Source organism: Actinomycetota bacterium, from assembly GCA_030684515.1.
Taxonomy (GTDB): Bacteria; Actinomycetota; Actinomycetes; order S36-B12; family S36-B12; genus UBA11398.
This window is the reverse complement of the sequence record JAUXVJ010000009.1, coordinates 689,933-704,258: the sequence shown is the minus strand read 5'-3', so window position 1 is coordinate 704,258 and position 14,326 is coordinate 689,933. Positions and strand designations below refer to the sequence as shown.

The 14,326-nt window shown below is 60.1% G+C and carries 13 protein-coding genes; 8 read left to right on the top strand and 5 right to left on the bottom strand.

Annotated elements, in window-relative coordinates; translation table 11 throughout:
- Positions 1-46: 46 nt before the first annotated feature.
- Positions 47-1,018 carry a hypothetical protein gene (locus Q8M73_05335; GenBank protein MDP2287971.1) on the bottom strand — a complete coding sequence of 324 codons (972 nt, stop codon included), beginning with the start codon at positions 1,016-1,018 and terminating at the stop codon, positions 47-49.
- Positions 1,003-2,286, bottom strand: coding sequence for a nucleotide sugar dehydrogenase (locus Q8M73_05330; GenBank protein MDP2287970.1), 1,284 nt, complete (start codon positions 2,284-2,286; stop codon positions 1,003-1,005). Before Q8M73_05330 ends, Q8M73_05335 begins: the two co-directional genes overlap by 16 nt.
- Positions 2,287-2,369: 83 nt before the next feature.
- Between Q8M73_05330 and Q8M73_05325 the strand changes: the two genes are divergently transcribed.
- Positions 2,370-3,164, top strand: coding sequence for a class I SAM-dependent methyltransferase (locus Q8M73_05325; GenBank protein MDP2287969.1), 795 nt, complete (start codon positions 2,370-2,372; stop codon positions 3,162-3,164).
- Positions 3,165-3,207: 43 nt separating this feature from the next.
- Here Q8M73_05325 and Q8M73_05320 read toward each other — a convergent pair whose 3' ends face one another.
- Both Q8M73_05320 and Q8M73_05315 read right to left on the bottom strand, forming a co-directional pair.
- Positions 3,208-4,626 (bottom strand): polysaccharide biosynthesis tyrosine autokinase, encoded by a 1,419-nt coding sequence (locus Q8M73_05320; protein MDP2287968.1) that lies wholly within the window; start codon positions 4,624-4,626, stop codon positions 3,208-3,210.
- A gap of 56 nt (positions 4,627-4,682) precedes the next feature.
- Complete coding sequence (locus Q8M73_05315) at positions 4,683-5,351, bottom strand: HAD family hydrolase (GenBank protein MDP2287967.1); 669 nt, start codon at positions 5,349-5,351, stop codon at positions 4,683-4,685.
- A 142-nt stretch (positions 5,352-5,493) separates the two neighbouring features.
- On the opposite strand from Q8M73_05315, the gene Q8M73_05310 reads away from it, so the two are divergent.
- The 6 genes from Q8M73_05310 to Q8M73_05285 are packed head-to-tail and all read left to right on the top strand — an operon-like array spanning position 5,494 to position 12,175.
- Positions 5,494-6,609 carry an N-acetylneuraminate synthase family protein gene (locus Q8M73_05310; GenBank protein MDP2287966.1) on the top strand — a complete coding sequence of 372 codons (1,116 nt, stop codon included), beginning with the start codon at positions 5,494-5,496 and terminating at the stop codon, positions 6,607-6,609.
- The gene (locus Q8M73_05305) at positions 6,610-7,485 is read left to right on the top strand and encodes an NAD(P)-dependent oxidoreductase (GenBank protein MDP2287965.1); all 876 of its coding nucleotides are present in this window, start codon (positions 6,610-6,612) and stop codon (positions 7,483-7,485) included.
- An 11-nt stretch (positions 7,486-7,496) separates the two neighbouring features.
- The gene (locus Q8M73_05300) at positions 7,497-9,278 is read left to right on the top strand and encodes a thiamine pyrophosphate-binding protein (protein MDP2287964.1); all 1,782 of its coding nucleotides are present in this window, start codon (positions 7,497-7,499) and stop codon (positions 9,276-9,278) included.
- Positions 9,275-9,946, top strand: coding sequence for an SDR family NAD(P)-dependent oxidoreductase (locus tag Q8M73_05295; GenBank protein MDP2287963.1), 672 nt, complete (start codon positions 9,275-9,277; stop codon positions 9,944-9,946). The genes Q8M73_05300 and Q8M73_05295 overlap by 4 nt, the downstream gene beginning before the upstream one ends.
- Positions 9,937-11,037 carry a 3-dehydroquinate synthase family protein gene (locus Q8M73_05290; protein ID MDP2287962.1) on the top strand — a complete coding sequence of 367 codons (1,101 nt, stop codon included), beginning with the start codon at positions 9,937-9,939 and terminating at the stop codon, positions 11,035-11,037. The genes Q8M73_05295 and Q8M73_05290 overlap by 10 nt, the downstream gene beginning before the upstream one ends.
- Positions 10,976-12,175 carry an FGGY family carbohydrate kinase gene (locus Q8M73_05285; GenBank protein ID MDP2287961.1) on the top strand — a complete coding sequence of 400 codons (1,200 nt, stop codon included), beginning with the start codon at positions 10,976-10,978 and terminating at the stop codon, positions 12,173-12,175. The genes Q8M73_05290 and Q8M73_05285 overlap by 62 nt, the downstream gene beginning before the upstream one ends.
- 6 nt (positions 12,176-12,181) lie before the next feature.
- Here the strand turns inward: Q8M73_05285 and rfbF are convergent, their stop codons facing one another.
- Positions 12,182-12,952, bottom strand: coding sequence for a glucose-1-phosphate cytidylyltransferase (rfbF, locus tag Q8M73_05280; GenBank protein ID MDP2287960.1), 771 nt, complete (start codon positions 12,950-12,952; stop codon positions 12,182-12,184).
- Between the two features lie 63 nt (positions 12,953-13,015).
- On the opposite strand from rfbF, the gene rfbH reads away from it, so the two are divergent.
- The gene (gene rfbH, locus Q8M73_05275) at positions 13,016-14,326 is read left to right on the top strand and encodes a lipopolysaccharide biosynthesis protein RfbH (GenBank protein MDP2287959.1); all 1,311 of its coding nucleotides are present in this window, start codon (positions 13,016-13,018) and stop codon (positions 14,324-14,326) included.

Below are 14,326 nucleotides of genomic sequence, written 5' to 3'. Positions count from 1 at the left end.
CGAGCCTGGTCCGAACCCGGGTCACAACTCCAGGCTGAGCAGCGGACTAATCCTCAAAACGGAACTTTCGATAGCGGGCAGTGAGGCCTGGCAGCCGCTCAGCAAGGGATCGTCGGATGGAATACCACCTGGAGATCGCATAACGACTGCGTCCCTCCCACCGATCTGCGCGAGTGTCGCGATCACTGGTGGGCGGAGCAATGAAGGGTTCACTCCACGTGCCGCTTTCCATCGGCCACCACTTGGGCACATCAGCTGAAAATGTGGCGTCACTGCTGAAGCCTGTGTTGCGGATGAGATTGACATTGGACACCAGACTGATTGGCTGCGTTGCCCACAGATGCGCCTGCCAGGTGAAGTCCCAGGTGAAGTCCGTTGGATGCTGATGCGCCAGGACATCGCGATCCAGGATGCCTGACCAGCGCCGCATGAGTTCCACTCCGCCCAGCTGGGTCAACGCTGACTCGGGCAACCAGGATCGCCAATGCTCAGGGGTCTGCGGACACGCCCGCCAGGTCTTGGCCCACGTTCCCCATCCTTGCGAGGCGGAGAACAGCGAGCGACGATAGCTGGCCTGTGGATGCGAGAGATGTCGCTCAGGAACAGTGTTGAACACCGTGATGTTGCCAACGTGCGGATCGCGCGCTCCGACATCGAACAGGTGGGTTGCCAAGGCCAAGGCCCCCGGGGCCAATTCGACATCGTCCTCCACGATGAAGCCGTAGGCCTCATGCTCAAAGAACCAGTCAAGGGCGCTTCGCACAGCGCTACCGCATCCCACATTGCTGTTGATTCGCCGTTCAATGAGCTCGCAGTCCCATGGCGTTGCATGAATCAGATCCCACACCCGCTCCACACCCTGCTGGTCGGCTGGCACATGCGCGCGGGGTCCGTCTCCGCTGACATAGACCCGACTCGGTCTTTCACGCAGGATCGCGTTGATCGCCTGCTGTGTCTGCTCTGGCCGGTTGAAGACCAGAAGCAGGATAGGCGGCGGCGTACCTAGAGAGTCGACCATGAACTTGCGCGCGAGCTGTCGATTTGTCCTATCCGGCCTTGGGTATCCAGCATCAAATCCGACTTGATCTCGTCGATCGCAGCCAGATACTCACGATGCGTCTGCAGCAGCACTGTGCAATCAACCTGCTGGCTCGTGCTGAGCTCGCGGGTGCGCGGAACATCCAGCCCATCCACCTGCCAGTGATCCACATGCTCGTCGTGATAGATCACCGACGCCCCCAGGCCGCGAAGTGCGCGCGCAACCCCGACCGCTGGGCTCTCGCGCACATCAGCAATATCGGGCTTGTAGGTCACACCTAGCAACAGCACCGTGGCACCGTCGAGGGATTGCCCACTGTTGGCGAACAGTTCAGCAACCCGATGTGCGACATATTCGGGCATGCTGGCGTTGATCTCCTGCGCAAGTTCAACGAAGCGCAGGGACTGTCCCAGTTCAGCGCGCACTCGATGCCCGAGATAGTTCGGGTCAATGGGGATGCAGTGCCCGCCGACACCAGGTCCTGGGCGAAAGGCCTGGAAGCCATGCGGCTTGGTCTCGGCAGCAGCGATGACATCCCAGAAGTCGATGCCCAGCAGGTGACTGACCTTTGACAGTTCATTGACCAGTGCGATGTTCACGTGGCGGTAGGTGTTCTCCAGAAGCTTGGCCATCTCGGCTTCCTTCAGCCCCTTGGTTCGCACGACCCTTGATGTCAGTGACGAGTAGAACGCCTCAGCTCGATCTGCGCAGCCAGCTGTGAACCCGCCCACCACCTTGGGCGTGTTCTCAAAACTCCAGATCGCATTGCCGGGGTCTATCCGCTCCGGGCTGAAGGCGAGGAAGAAGTCTCTGCCCGCGATCAAGCCGCCGCTTTCAAGAATCGGCTTGACGATCTCTTCGGTTGTCCCCGGATACGTCGTGGATTCCAGCACGACCAGTGAGTGGCGCGATGCCTGCAAATGCTCGGCGATGATCGAGGTGGCGCTCTCAACAGCGCTGAGATCCGGTTCGCCTTCAATCGACAAGGGCGTCGGCACACAGATGACGAACACATCAACATCGTTGAGGTCCGCCGAAACCGATGTCGGTGTGAAGCCGCGCAACAGCCAATCGGCTACCTCGCCATCGGACACATCATCGACATGGGAGACGCCCGCGGCCAGACCGGACGAGACTTCAGCATTGATATCGAAAGCAATGACCTCATGTCCGGCATTGATGCAGGCACGAATGAGGGGCAGGCCCACATACCCCAAGCCCAAGACAGCAACTCGTTGCTTGTCCACTGGCCCCCGCTCATAGTTGCTGGATCAGCAAGACTACCGACAGGTCCAAGGATGTCCTTGCCTCACGCCCCTATGATTTCGCAGTGATCAAGCCGCCGGCCAATGCGCGAGCGGAGCGCTACCTGGGCTACGCCCGCCAGATGAGGAACGCGATTATCGGTGCTCCAAGGCCAGGCACGAGCGTGGCCTCCATTCGTCGTGTGCAAATGCTCGAGTCCTTGTTCGATGCGCCTACCCGCTATCTGGAGATCGGCATCTGGAAGGGGCACACCTTCTCCGCAGTGCAGTTCGATCACAAGGACGGCGTGGATCCCAGCCCGCAGTACTTCGCGCGCAGACGCTGTGGCGAGTCGATTCACCGCATGACTTCGGATGCCTTCTTCGCACAGGGCCCCCAATCAAAGCCCTACGACGTGATCTTTCTGGACGGTCTGCACACCTTTGAGCAGACCGCCCGCGATGTGTGGAACTCCATGGCCGCGGCAGGCCCGCGCACGGTCTGGCTCATCGACGATGTCGTGCCAGCAAACGAAGCTCAAGCCGCAGGTTCCATCGAGCAGGCGTTTCAAGTGTCGTCGGCAGCTGGAGCCCCCTCGTATGCGTGGACTGGCGATGTGTATCGCCTGGCCTACGCATTTGAATCGATGAGCGCGGTTTTGGACTACCGGACCATCACGGGATCAGGGCGTGAGCAGATGCTGGTCTGGCTTACCACCGATGATTTGGGCTTGGTGGCAACGCTGGGACGACAGACCTGTACCCACACTCCGGAGGTCAGCTACTCCGAGGCATTCCCCCACGGTCCGAAGCAGCTTCAGCAGGTATTTCGCGCAGCCACCGAACTGGATGCTCTCAGAGCTGTGCAGGCCGCACGATAGAACTGTTTGACGGCGCAGCAGCACTGCCCGTCACACCGTTCGATCAATGCGAGGCTGGTGCCACTGTCATGATCGTGCCCAAGAGATTGGCCTTGCTGACGCGCAGATCAGCCGCAGCCTGCATAGCGTCCTTGCGGCGAGTCCGCCCACGCGCCGCAACCAAGACTGTGCCGTCAGAAACAGAGGCCAACTGGATTGCATCGCTCCATTCGCACACTGGCGGTGCGTTCACAATGACCATCTCGAACTCATTTCTGAGCTCCGCCATCAGCGTGCGAAAGCGTGTCGATTCCAACAGTGCGCCAGGTTCTGGGGTGCGAGGGCCGCAGGTGAGCACCTGCAACAATCCTCGACGCCAGGTCATCAGTGCCTCGGCCACTGGGACCATCCCCGCGATCACATCTGGCAGGCCGACCTCTGGCTCCAGCCCCAAGTAACTGCTCACCTTGGACTCGCGCAGGTCCGCGTCGACGAGCACAACTGAGCGTCCAGCTTGCGCGAAACCGGTGGCCAGGCTGATAGCTGCTGCGGTCTTTCCGGCCCCCTCACGTGCGCTGGTAACCAGCACGATTGCCGGAAAACTCTTGGACGAGTGCAGATCCGCGTGCGCGAGTGCGCGCTGCAAATGCTGTTCGATCTCTGAATGTGGGGTCAAGAGGATGTGACTGTAGGTCGGGGTGGACGAGGAGATCTCCCCCAGATGCTCCCCTGGCACCCACTCTTGAAGTTCTTGCGATGTGCGCAGGGGCCGCCGACCAAACAGGCGTGAGATCCAGGTCTTACGGGCCAGGTCAACCCCGGGACTCTCCCAAGTCTGCTGCTCCTCAGTTGCCGTCGACCCATGTGTGGAGTCCACTGACGCCGGATCGACTGTGGCAACGAACATGAAGGCTCGAGCAAGCTCGGTGGATGCCTGAGCCACCTCGTCAAGGGTCGCGCGATGGTCGTCCTCGCTGTGCAGATCCTCAATGTCATCGGCATGCGGATCCCAGAAAGCGTGCGAACCACGAGCCGCATCCATCTCACTGACCAGCCACATAAGGCGGTCGTGCAGATTCTCAGGCAGCGGCGGGCTACCCAAGGGAAGGAATCCAGCGGCGAGTTGCTGCGTTACCCCGGAGGCGAGTCGTGCGCCCTGGCGCAAGGTAAACGTGCGCGGGCGCGATGCCGGATTCATCCGCGCCAGCCACGCTCGTTGAGAGCGGTCCGCAGTGAGCAGGAGATCAGCGCTCATCAGCAGCGGAGCCGTGATCTGCCGTGAACTGCCGACCGCGCCGACGTGGCCAAGATATGCAGCTGCCTGCGAGCACATGGCATCGCCCACCGCCGCGTAGGTGCCAGCCCAATTGACATAGACCGCGGAGCCCAATTCGCCGACTTCCGCGCGGATGATGCTGGCAGCCAATGGCGAGCGACAGACATTGGCGGAGCAGGCCACCAGCACCTGAAAGGATTCCTGCATACGCAATCTTCGCATTTGGAGGGGACGCGTAGTGCCAAGCCTGCCCCGAAGGCGAACTAACCGAGTAAATCGAGCAGTTCTGCCATCGACGTCAGTGTCAGATTCGCGCCGACCGACCGCATCGCTTCGCGCTCCTGAGCACGAGCTGAGATGCCGATGGTGGCCAGACCTGCTGCGTGACCAGCCTCGATATCCATCCGGGTGTCCCCGATCATCACGCCACCAGTGCAATCAAGCTCAGCAAGACAGGCTTCAGGAATTGCCGCACTCGGCTTGGGTGCAAGACTCTGGGCGCCGACGATCACTTTGAACCAGTCGGCAAGGCCCGCACGCTGCAGGGCCAAATCGGCCAGGTGCTTTGGCTTGTTGGTGGCCACACCAAGTTGCCACCCGCGAGCCTGCAAGATGTTCAAGACCTCGACCACCCCAGGCAGCACGGTCGAGTGAGTGCCCATGACGTCTACCAGCGTCGAACGAAATTCCACCACGGCTTCGTCCAGATCGTGTTCGATTCCTGCATTGGACAGAATCAGAGCAATCGGATGCCCCATGAGAGCGTCCAACTCCGCCATGGACATCTCCGGCAACGACCGTGCTCGCAGGGTGGTGTTGAGCGCAAGCGCGATGTCTGCCACTGAGTCCACCAGGGTGCCATCCAGGTCAAAGAGAGCCGCACGATTGCTTTCAGCTGATCGCAAGAGCTCACGAATGTCCTGGCTCGTCATGGTGTGTTCTCAGACCTCTCGCATCAGTACTCACGACGCTATCGAATAGTGGTCACCCATGACTCACCGTAATCGCCATACCGGGCCTAGACTTTCCGACTGAACTGTTCGCCGCTTGGCCACCACACACATTGGGGATCGCATGTCAGATCGGGAGTCCCGCGCCAGCGGCATGCGCATCTTCGGCAATCTGTTCATTCTCGAACTCGCGAACAATCACTGGGGCAGCCGCGAGCGAGGCCTGCGCATCATTCGTGAATTCGGAGCGATTGTGCGCCACAACAATGTGAAGGCCGCAATCAAGCTGCAATTCCGCGATGTCGACCAGTTCATTCACCCGGAGTTCGCTGGCAGTCAGGATATCCGTTACATCAGTAAGACTGAGCAGACCCGATTGTCCAAGGAGGACCTCGCTGCGCTTGTGGACGAGATCCGCAACGTCGGCTGCATTCCGATGGCAACCCCATTCGACGAGGCAAGTGTGGACCTGTGCGTGGAGTTCGACTTTCCGCTCATCAAGATCGCTTCCTCCGATGTCAACGACTGGCCGCTGCTTGAGGCTGTCGCCGCCACGCGAAAGCCGGTCATCGTCTCAACCGGTGGAGCCTCGGAGCAGAACCTCGATCAGTTGGTCGCCTTCTTCGAGCGGCGCGAGATTCCGCTTGCACTCAACCATTGCGTCTCGCTGTATCCCTCGCAGGATGATGAACTGGAACTGAACCAGATCGACTACCTGCGCTCGCGGTATCCCGATCACGTCATCGGCCTTTCGACTCATGAGTTTCAGGACTGGACTTCGTCGATGCTGATCTCCTACGCCAAGGGCGCACGCACCTGGGAACGGCACATTGACATCGATGCCGATGGCATTCCGGTCTCGCCATACTGCACGCTTCCCGAGCAGGCCGACACCTGGTTCAAGGCATTTCACAAGGCGCAGGAGATGTGCGGCGGTTCGGACACCGAACGGCGGGTGCTGCCCAAGCGCGAGATCGAGTACTTGGACGCGCTGGTGCGCGGCATCTACGCCAAGCGCCCTCTGGAGCCAGGCTACGTGCTGGGCAAGCACTCCTTCGAGGAGGACTTCTACATGGCCATCCCCTTGCGCAAGGGCCAGCTCTCAGTTCGCGAGATCATCAACGGCATCACGCTGACTGCTGGAATCGATGCACACCAGCCACTCACCATTGATCACATCGACGGCCCATATTCGAGCAACCCCACACTGCGCGACCTGATCATGAATCGGGGATTCTGATTGCTTCCGCTCTGGCTGCCGCCGCAGTCACGCATCGCAATTCTGGGAGCCGGCGGCTGGTTTGGCCATACGGCCCGCGCACTGCTTGACCAGACCGTGCCCTTGTTCCTCACAGGTTCACGCGAGCGGCCGGGCATTCAGCTCTGGCACGAACAGACCTTGCGAGAATTCGCCCCGACCATCGTCTTGAACTTCGCCTTCCTCACCCGAGAGCGCGAGTCGACTATGGGCACCCCTGCCTATCAACGGGCCAATGAGACTCTGACTCAGCAATTCCTTCGCTCAATTGAACTGCCAAGTGTTGTGAGTGCAGTGACGATCTCCAGTGGAGCAGCGATCACTGAACCAGAGTCGACCTATGGTCGTTTGAAACGAGCCGAGGAAGAAGCCAGTCTTGCGCTCGCCAACTCCACACGCGCAGTGCTCGTTGGCCGCGCGTACTCGGTCTCTGGCCCATTCGTGCGACGACCTCAGGACTACGCATTCTCTGATCTCATCGAACAGGCGCTGCGCGGCGACATCACTGTGCGTGCCGAGCGCCCCACCTTTCGGCGCTACATCTGCGTGCGCGATTACATCGAGGTCTGCATGCGCACAGCACTACGCGGAGACTCTGGCGTGATCGAGAGTGGAGGCGAGCTTGTGGAGATGCGAGAACTGGCAGAAACGGTTGCAGCCACGCTGAATCCCGATGCCCGCATCAGCTTCGAGCCCTACGTCAGTGATGAGAGCGCCAGTTACGCCTCTGACAACTCCACGTGGATGCGCGCATGTGCTGAACTTGGCGTGATCGAGATGGACTTGGAGAATCAGATCCGCTCTGTGGCGAACTGGCTGGAGACCGATGATCGCTACGATGAAAGTGGCCGCGCTTAAGAGAGGGATCAGTGGACACTCGCAAGTACGCCGATCACTTCACAGGTGTTCTGGCTGAGCTCGGCTACTCCCACTGCTTCCTGCTGCCCGGTGGCGCAACCATGCACCTGGTGGACGCCGCGCGCCAGCAGATGATCACCGTTCCATTCGTGCATGAAGTCTCAGCAGCGATCGCCACGGAGTACTTCAACGAGATCTCAGAAGCCGGGCGCGCGTACTCACTGGTGACCGCCGGCCCAGGCATCACCAATGCCATGACAGGTATTGCCGGCGCATACCTGGAGAGCCGCGATCTGCTGATCGTCGGAGGGCAAGTGAAGTCCGCAGACCTGAAGGCAGAGGGCATGCGACAACGAGGCATTCAGGAGATCGACGGGGTTGCGCTCGTCACACCCATCACCAAGGGTGCGGTGCGCATCGAGAGCCCACTTGCAGACGACGAAGTAGTGGCGCTGGTCTCTCTTGGACTCACCGATCGCCGCGGCCCGATCTTCTTCGAGTTCTGCCTTGATGCCCAAGGCGCGCCCGTGCAGCACACCGAGCCGAAGACTGAAGGGTTCAATGCCGGACCTTCATCAGGCATGGTGAGCAATGCGCACAGTGCAGCCGAACGGATCGCCGCTGAACTGCGGAGCGCGCAACGCCCCCTTGTGCTGATCGGCGGCGGAGTGAGCCACCACGTTGCAAGTCAATTGAGCGATGCACTCGCCTCCATGAACATTCCACTTATGACGACATGGAATGGCTTTGATCGCATTCCCGATTCACACCCGTTGTTCGCTGGAAGGCCCAATACCTGGGGCCAGCGCAGTGCCAACATCCTGCTGTCCCAAGCTGACTTGGTCGTGGCCTTGGGCACTCGTCTGGGCATCCAGCAGACCGGCTTCAACTGGCAGGAGTGGACCAAAGCCCGCGTCGTGCACGTTGATGTTGATCCCCAAGAGTTGAACAAGGCGCATCCACAAGTGGACGTCTCCCTCCAGGCAGATGCCGACACTGTGCTGGAACTCCTGGCAGCTCAAGTGTTCAGCCCGCCAGCCTCATGGTTTGCACACTGCACGGGTGTACGCGCGCAATTGCCATTGATCGATCCCGCCAATGCGCATGGTGCCGGTTTTCTGAGTCCCTACGAGCTTGTCGATCAGCTCTCCAAGGCCATGGCAGTGGGTGACATCCTGATTCCGGCGAGCAGTGGCAGTGGGCAGTTCGTGCCGATGGAAGTCTTCCGCTCCAAGCCAGGACAACGCGTGATCACGAACAAGGGCCTGGCCAGCATGGGATACGGCCTCGCGGCGGCGATTGGCGCTGCCTTGGCCGCTCCGAGCAGGCGAACCGTGCTTGTCGAGGGCGACGGCAGCTTCTCCCAGAACATTCAAGAGCTCGGCACTGTTGCTGTTCACCAGCTCAATTTGAAAGTTGTGCTCTTGGACAACGACGGCTACGCCTCGATTCGTACAACTCAACGCAACTACTTCGGCGGAGCGTATGTCGGCTGCGACACCGCGACCGGACTTGGCTTCCCCGACTGGACCCAGCTCGCGCAGGCATTCGGCATTCCCGTGATCACCCTTGATGCCAATGGCCTCGAGTCGAGCGCTGCGCAAGCACTGTTGGATGCGCCCGGGCCGGCGATCCTGATCGCCAAGGTCGATCCGGAGCAGACCTACTTTCCGAAAGTTGCAAGCCAGGTCGCGCCCGATGGAAGCATGATCTCCAATGCCATCAGCAACATGAGCCCTCCGCTTGATGACGACACTGCCAAGCGCGTCGCACATCTGGAGGTCGGTTCATGAGCCAGCGCCGAGCCCTGGTCACCGGCGGAAGTCGCGGCATTGGGGCCGCCATCGTCCAGGCGCTGCTCGCTGACGACTGGCAAGTGCACGCGCCTGCTCGTGCCGAACTGGATCTTGCAGATCCAGAGTCCGTCACTGCATTCCTGAACCTCAATGCCGAAGTCATCTACGACGGACTGGTGTTGAACGCGGCGATCAATGAGCCCGCTCCGCTTGGCGAACTCACTGCAGAGACTTGGGATCGAACACTGAAGACCAACCTGTCCAGTGCCTTCAGCCTGGCTTCTGCTTTGGCACCCAAGATGGCCGAGCGTGGCTTCGGTCGAATTGCCGCGATCTCATCTGCCTATTCCCAGCGGGCCCGCCCGGGCCGGGCCGCGTACTCCGCCACCAAGGCGGCACTTGATTCGCTCATTCGCAGTCTCGCTGTTGAGTTTGGTGCTCGCGGTGTGCTCGCCAATGGCATTGCGCCGGGTTTCGTCGACACTGAGTTGACCAGGCAGAACAACGACGAAGCGGCCATTGCTCAGCTTGTCAGCCGCATCCCTGTGGGCCGTTTGGCGGCTTCCGAAGAGATCGCGCAGGCAGTGGCGATGCTGATGTCGGCCAAGAACACCTACATCACCGGCCAGACACTCATGGTCGACGGAGGCTTCTCGTGCACGTAGCTGACAGTCTCCAGCCGCTCCACATCAAGTCTCTGCAGTGGGACTACGACGTCCTCTTCGCTGAAACCATTCACTCTGCAGCCGAGCTGGCTGTGGCAGACCAGCATGAGGTGCTCATCGTCTGCGATGAGAATGTCGCCACGCTTCACCACGAAGCACTCGCTCCACTGCTCGCGGCTCATCCCACGTATCTCGTCAAGGCCTCGGAGGAGACGAAGTCGCTGAGCGGTGTCAGCGCGCTCGTGGACTGGCTCATCCAAGAGCGAGCAGTGCGCTCGGCCACTGTGCTCGCTGTCGGCGGCGGCTGCATACAGGATCTGGTGAGCTTCACGGCACATCTGTACTACCGAGGCATCAATTGGATATTCCTGCCGACGACAGTGCTCTCGCAGTCGGACAGCTGCATAGGAGCCAAGAGCGGTATCAATGTGCTGCCCTTCAAGAACCAGTTGGGCGCACTGCACTCACCGCGCAAAGTGGTGATCACTACGGAGTTTCTGAGCACCTTGCCTGATCTCGAGATTGCTTCTGGCTACGGAGAGATCGTGAAGCTCTCCGTCACATCCAGTCACGCATTTCTGGCCCAACTCAGTTCTGCCCTGGGCGACGGTGGCATTCGCAATGCGCATCTTCTTGAACTGACTCGAGCATCGTTGTTGGCCAAGCAGGAGATCATTGAGATCGACGAGTACGAGACTGATCTGCGCCGCATCCTGAACTACGGTCACAGCTTCGGGCACGCACTGGAAGCGATCTCAGGGCACGAGATCCCGCATGGCATGGCGGTTCTGTGGGGCATTGACGTCATCAACTGGCTGGGCGTGCGCTGGGGAGAGACGCAACCGCAACTCGCAGACGAACTCTCAGCCCTGCTGCGCCAGCATTTCGATTATCAGTTGCCCGTGCGCCCTTCTGCACAGGCTCTGCTTGAGCAGCTGAAGCGAGACAAGAAGGTGAGCAATGGCGTCATGCACTTCGCTGTCCTCAAAGCCGAGGGTCAGTTCGTGATGCTTCCACGCTTGCTCGACGATGAACTTGAGCAACTCGTCACTGAATATCTGGCCACGGACTATGTCTTCGCTGGGCATTGATTTCGGGGGCACCTACTTCAAGGCTGCCGTGCTCACTGCCGATGGCCAAGCCCTATCGGTAGTTCGCCGTGCGGTTCCTGCTTTTCTGGACGAGTCCGGGCTCGCTCGAGAAATCGACCCGCAAGCCGCGACCGACAGCCTCACGTCGCTACTGCAGCAAGCACGTGTTCTTGAGCCAAGGCCTGATGCCATCCTCCTCACCGGACAGATGGGTGGCTTGGCCCTCGTAGATGAACAAGGAGATGCCGGAGCACCCTTGATCTCCTGGCAGGACATGCGCGGCACATCGGTCCACGAGTTGGAACGCGCACTCGGCGGGGAGGAACTCACTCGCCTGGGGGACCCATTGCGCATGGGCATGCCCATCGTCACGTTGGCCTCAATGAAGGTCGACCCGATGCTCACGCCCATGAGTCTGATCGGCTTTGCCGCGGGCCAGCTCTGTGGCCGCAAAGCAGAGATCATCCACGCGACCGATGCCGCGTCGTGGGGCATGGTCGATGTCATCCAGGGCGACTGGAGCCCCGCAGCCATTCGCGCGGCCGGGATGTCGATGGACAGGCTTCCAAAGATCTCCCACGGCGTGGTTCCGATTGGGACTTTCGCATTCCAGAACAACGACGTACCGGTGTACTGCGGCGTAGGCGATCAACAGGCCTCACTGCTGGGCGCTGGGCTGCGCCCCGACGTTGTGAGCGTCAATCTGGCTACCGGCTGCCAGGTATCGCTCCTTTCAGATGACCCGCATTCCCCCGCGCAACTGCGCCCCTACTTCGACGGCACCTACCTGCACACCGTGACCCACCTTCCAGCCGGCCGACTTCTGACCGCTGCCGTGCTGAAGACCCGTGGCGCCTTGGAATCAAGCGACTGGCAGTGGGCCGCGCACGAAGGCCTCCGTGCACCAGCGATTGCCCAGGCCGTGTCACAGATTGTTGCGGGGATCACCGAAGCCGTGGATCGGTTGAACGCAAGGGGTCGACCTCTGCTGTTCAGCGGTGGCCTCGTGCAACAGTTCACGCCCCTGCGAGAAGCGCTGCTAGAGCGACTGAACACGACAGGAACAGTGTTCGAGGGTGAGGATGCCTCACTCTCGGGTCTGGCACTGCTCAATCAGAGACTGGTGCACGAGAAGTAGGACGAGCTACCAGGTCTTCCAGGGTGCGTTGCCTGAGTCCCAGAGCTCGTTCAGCATCTTGGACTCCCGGTTGGTGTCCATCGGCTGCCAGAAGCCCCGGTGTCGAAAAGCCGACAACTGGCCGTCGCGCGCGAGGTGGGCAAGTGGCTCCTCCTCTAGCACGCAGTTATCGTCCAGGTACGTCAGCACTTCGGGCTGCATGATGAAGAAGCCCACATTGATCCAGTCATCGAGTTGCGGCTTCTCACTGAAGCTGCGCACGGCTCCACCTTCGTCGACATCCATCACGCCAAAGCGACTCAACGGGCGCACAGTGGTGACCGTTGCGAGTCGGCCCGACTGCGCGTGGAAGGCACGCAGTTCGTCGATGTTGACGTCGGCCAGGCCATCGCCATAGGTGACGAGGAAGGGTTCGTCGTCCAGGTAGCGAGCAGCACGGAACACGCGACCACCGGTCATCGTGTTGTCGCCAGTGAATGCAACGGTGACCTTCCAGTTCGCCTCACTGTGCGCTTCGTGGAAGACAAGGGAATCGCGTCTACCCAACTCAATAGTGAAGTCGTTATTGCGCGCCTCGTAGTTGAGGAAGTACTCCTTGATCATGTCGCTCTTGTAGCCGGTCGCCACGATGAATTCGTCAATGCCGAACTGCGCAAGGTTCTTCATGATGTGCCACAGCACTGGTCGACCACCGACTTCGACCATGGGCTTGGGGCGAAACTCGGTTTCATCGCGCATACGTGTGCCGAGCCCTCCCGCGAGGAGGATCGCCTTCACTCCCGGGCCTTTGACATAAATCGTTATGCTACAACCCACTTATCGCTATGGAGGATCCATCCAGTGCCCGAGCCCTCGGTAGATGCACGCGAAGAGATTCTTACGGCAGTTCGCAACTTCGCTCGCACGGCACTTGAGCAAGAACCTTTCGTTGCCGACCAGACTCCAGTGCCCGTGTCCGGCAAGGTGCTCGACCCCGACGACTTTGCCGCACTCGTAGATTCCAGTCTGGATGGCTGGTTGACCGCAGGCCGCTTCACCGAGGACTTTGAGCGAGCCCTTGCGAGGTACGTAGGAACGCGAGGAGCTGTCTTCGTCAACAGTGGTTCCAGCGCCAACCTTGCTGCGTTGAGCGCACTGACCAGCCCAAAACTGCACAAGCGAGCGCTGCAGCCGGGCGATGAAGTGCTCACCGTTGCGATGGGATTTCCGACAACCATCAATCCCATCATTCAAAATGGATTGCGACCTGTCCTGGTTGACGTGCAACTGGGCACCTACGACGCCAAGCCAGAAATGCTGCGCGAGGCCATCGGACCAAAGACTCGCGCGATCATGATGGCGCACACTCTTGGCAACCCCTTCGACTTGGATGAAGTTCGCGCATTGTGCAAGGAGCACAGTCTCTGGCTGGTCGAGGATTCATGCGACGCACTCGGTTCCAAATATCGCGGCAAGCGAACTGGCAGTTTCGGCGACACCGCAACGTTGAGCTTCTACCCGGCCCACCACATCACCACTGGCGAAGGTGGCGCCGTGCTCGTGAAGTCGCCATTGGTTCAAAGGCAGGTGGAGTCATTTCGCGACTGGGGTCGCGATTGCTATTGCGAGACCGGCTGCGACAACACCTGCTTGAAGCGATTCGAATGGAAGCTGGGTGAGCTTCCGCGAGGTTATGACCACAAGTACATCTACAGCCACATCGGCTACAACCTCAAGGCCACGGACATGCAGGCATCCCTTGGGCTTTCGCAGCTGCAGAAGATCGACACATTCGTGGCACGTAGGCAAGAGAACTTCAACCACCTCACCGCACGGCTCAGTGGGACTGAAGGACTCATACTTCCGCAGGCCACCCCGCATTCGGAGCCATCCTGGTTCGGCTTCCCGATCACCCTTGACCCTGAACTTCCGGTGGATCGCGAAGAACTCCTGCGTTTTCTGGATGCCAGGAAGATCGGCACTCGTTTGATGTTCGCTGGCAACATCACGCGACAACCGGCCTACAAGAATGTCGACTTCAGAATCGTTGGCGACCTCACCAACAGCGACATCGTGATGCGGCGGACGTTCTGGATTGGCGTCTATCCCGGACTGACGATTCCGATGCTCGATTACGTTGCCGACTCAATCCTCGAATTCATCAAGGCTTAG

Coding starts and splice junctions, on each gene's coding strand:
- Q8M73_05335 (MDP2287971.1), bottom strand. CDS start 1,018: ATGGTCGACTCTCTAGGTACGCCGCCGCCTATCCTGCTTCTGGTCTTC.
- Q8M73_05320 (MDP2287968.1), bottom strand. CDS start 4,626: ATGCAGGAATCCTTTCAGGTGCTGGTGGCCTGCTCCGCCAATGTCTGT.
- Q8M73_05315 (MDP2287967.1), bottom strand. CDS start 5,351: ATGACGAGCCAGGACATTCGTGAGCTCTTGCGATCAGCTGAAAGCAAT.
- Q8M73_05310 (MDP2287966.1), top strand. CDS start 5,494: ATGTCAGATCGGGAGTCCCGCGCCAGCGGCATGCGCATCTTCGGCAAT.
- Q8M73_05295 (MDP2287963.1), top strand. CDS start 9,275: ATGAGCCAGCGCCGAGCCCTGGTCACCGGCGGAAGTCGCGGCATTGGG.
- Q8M73_05285 (MDP2287961.1), top strand. CDS start 10,976: ATGAACTTGAGCAACTCGTCACTGAATATCTGGCCACGGACTATGTCT.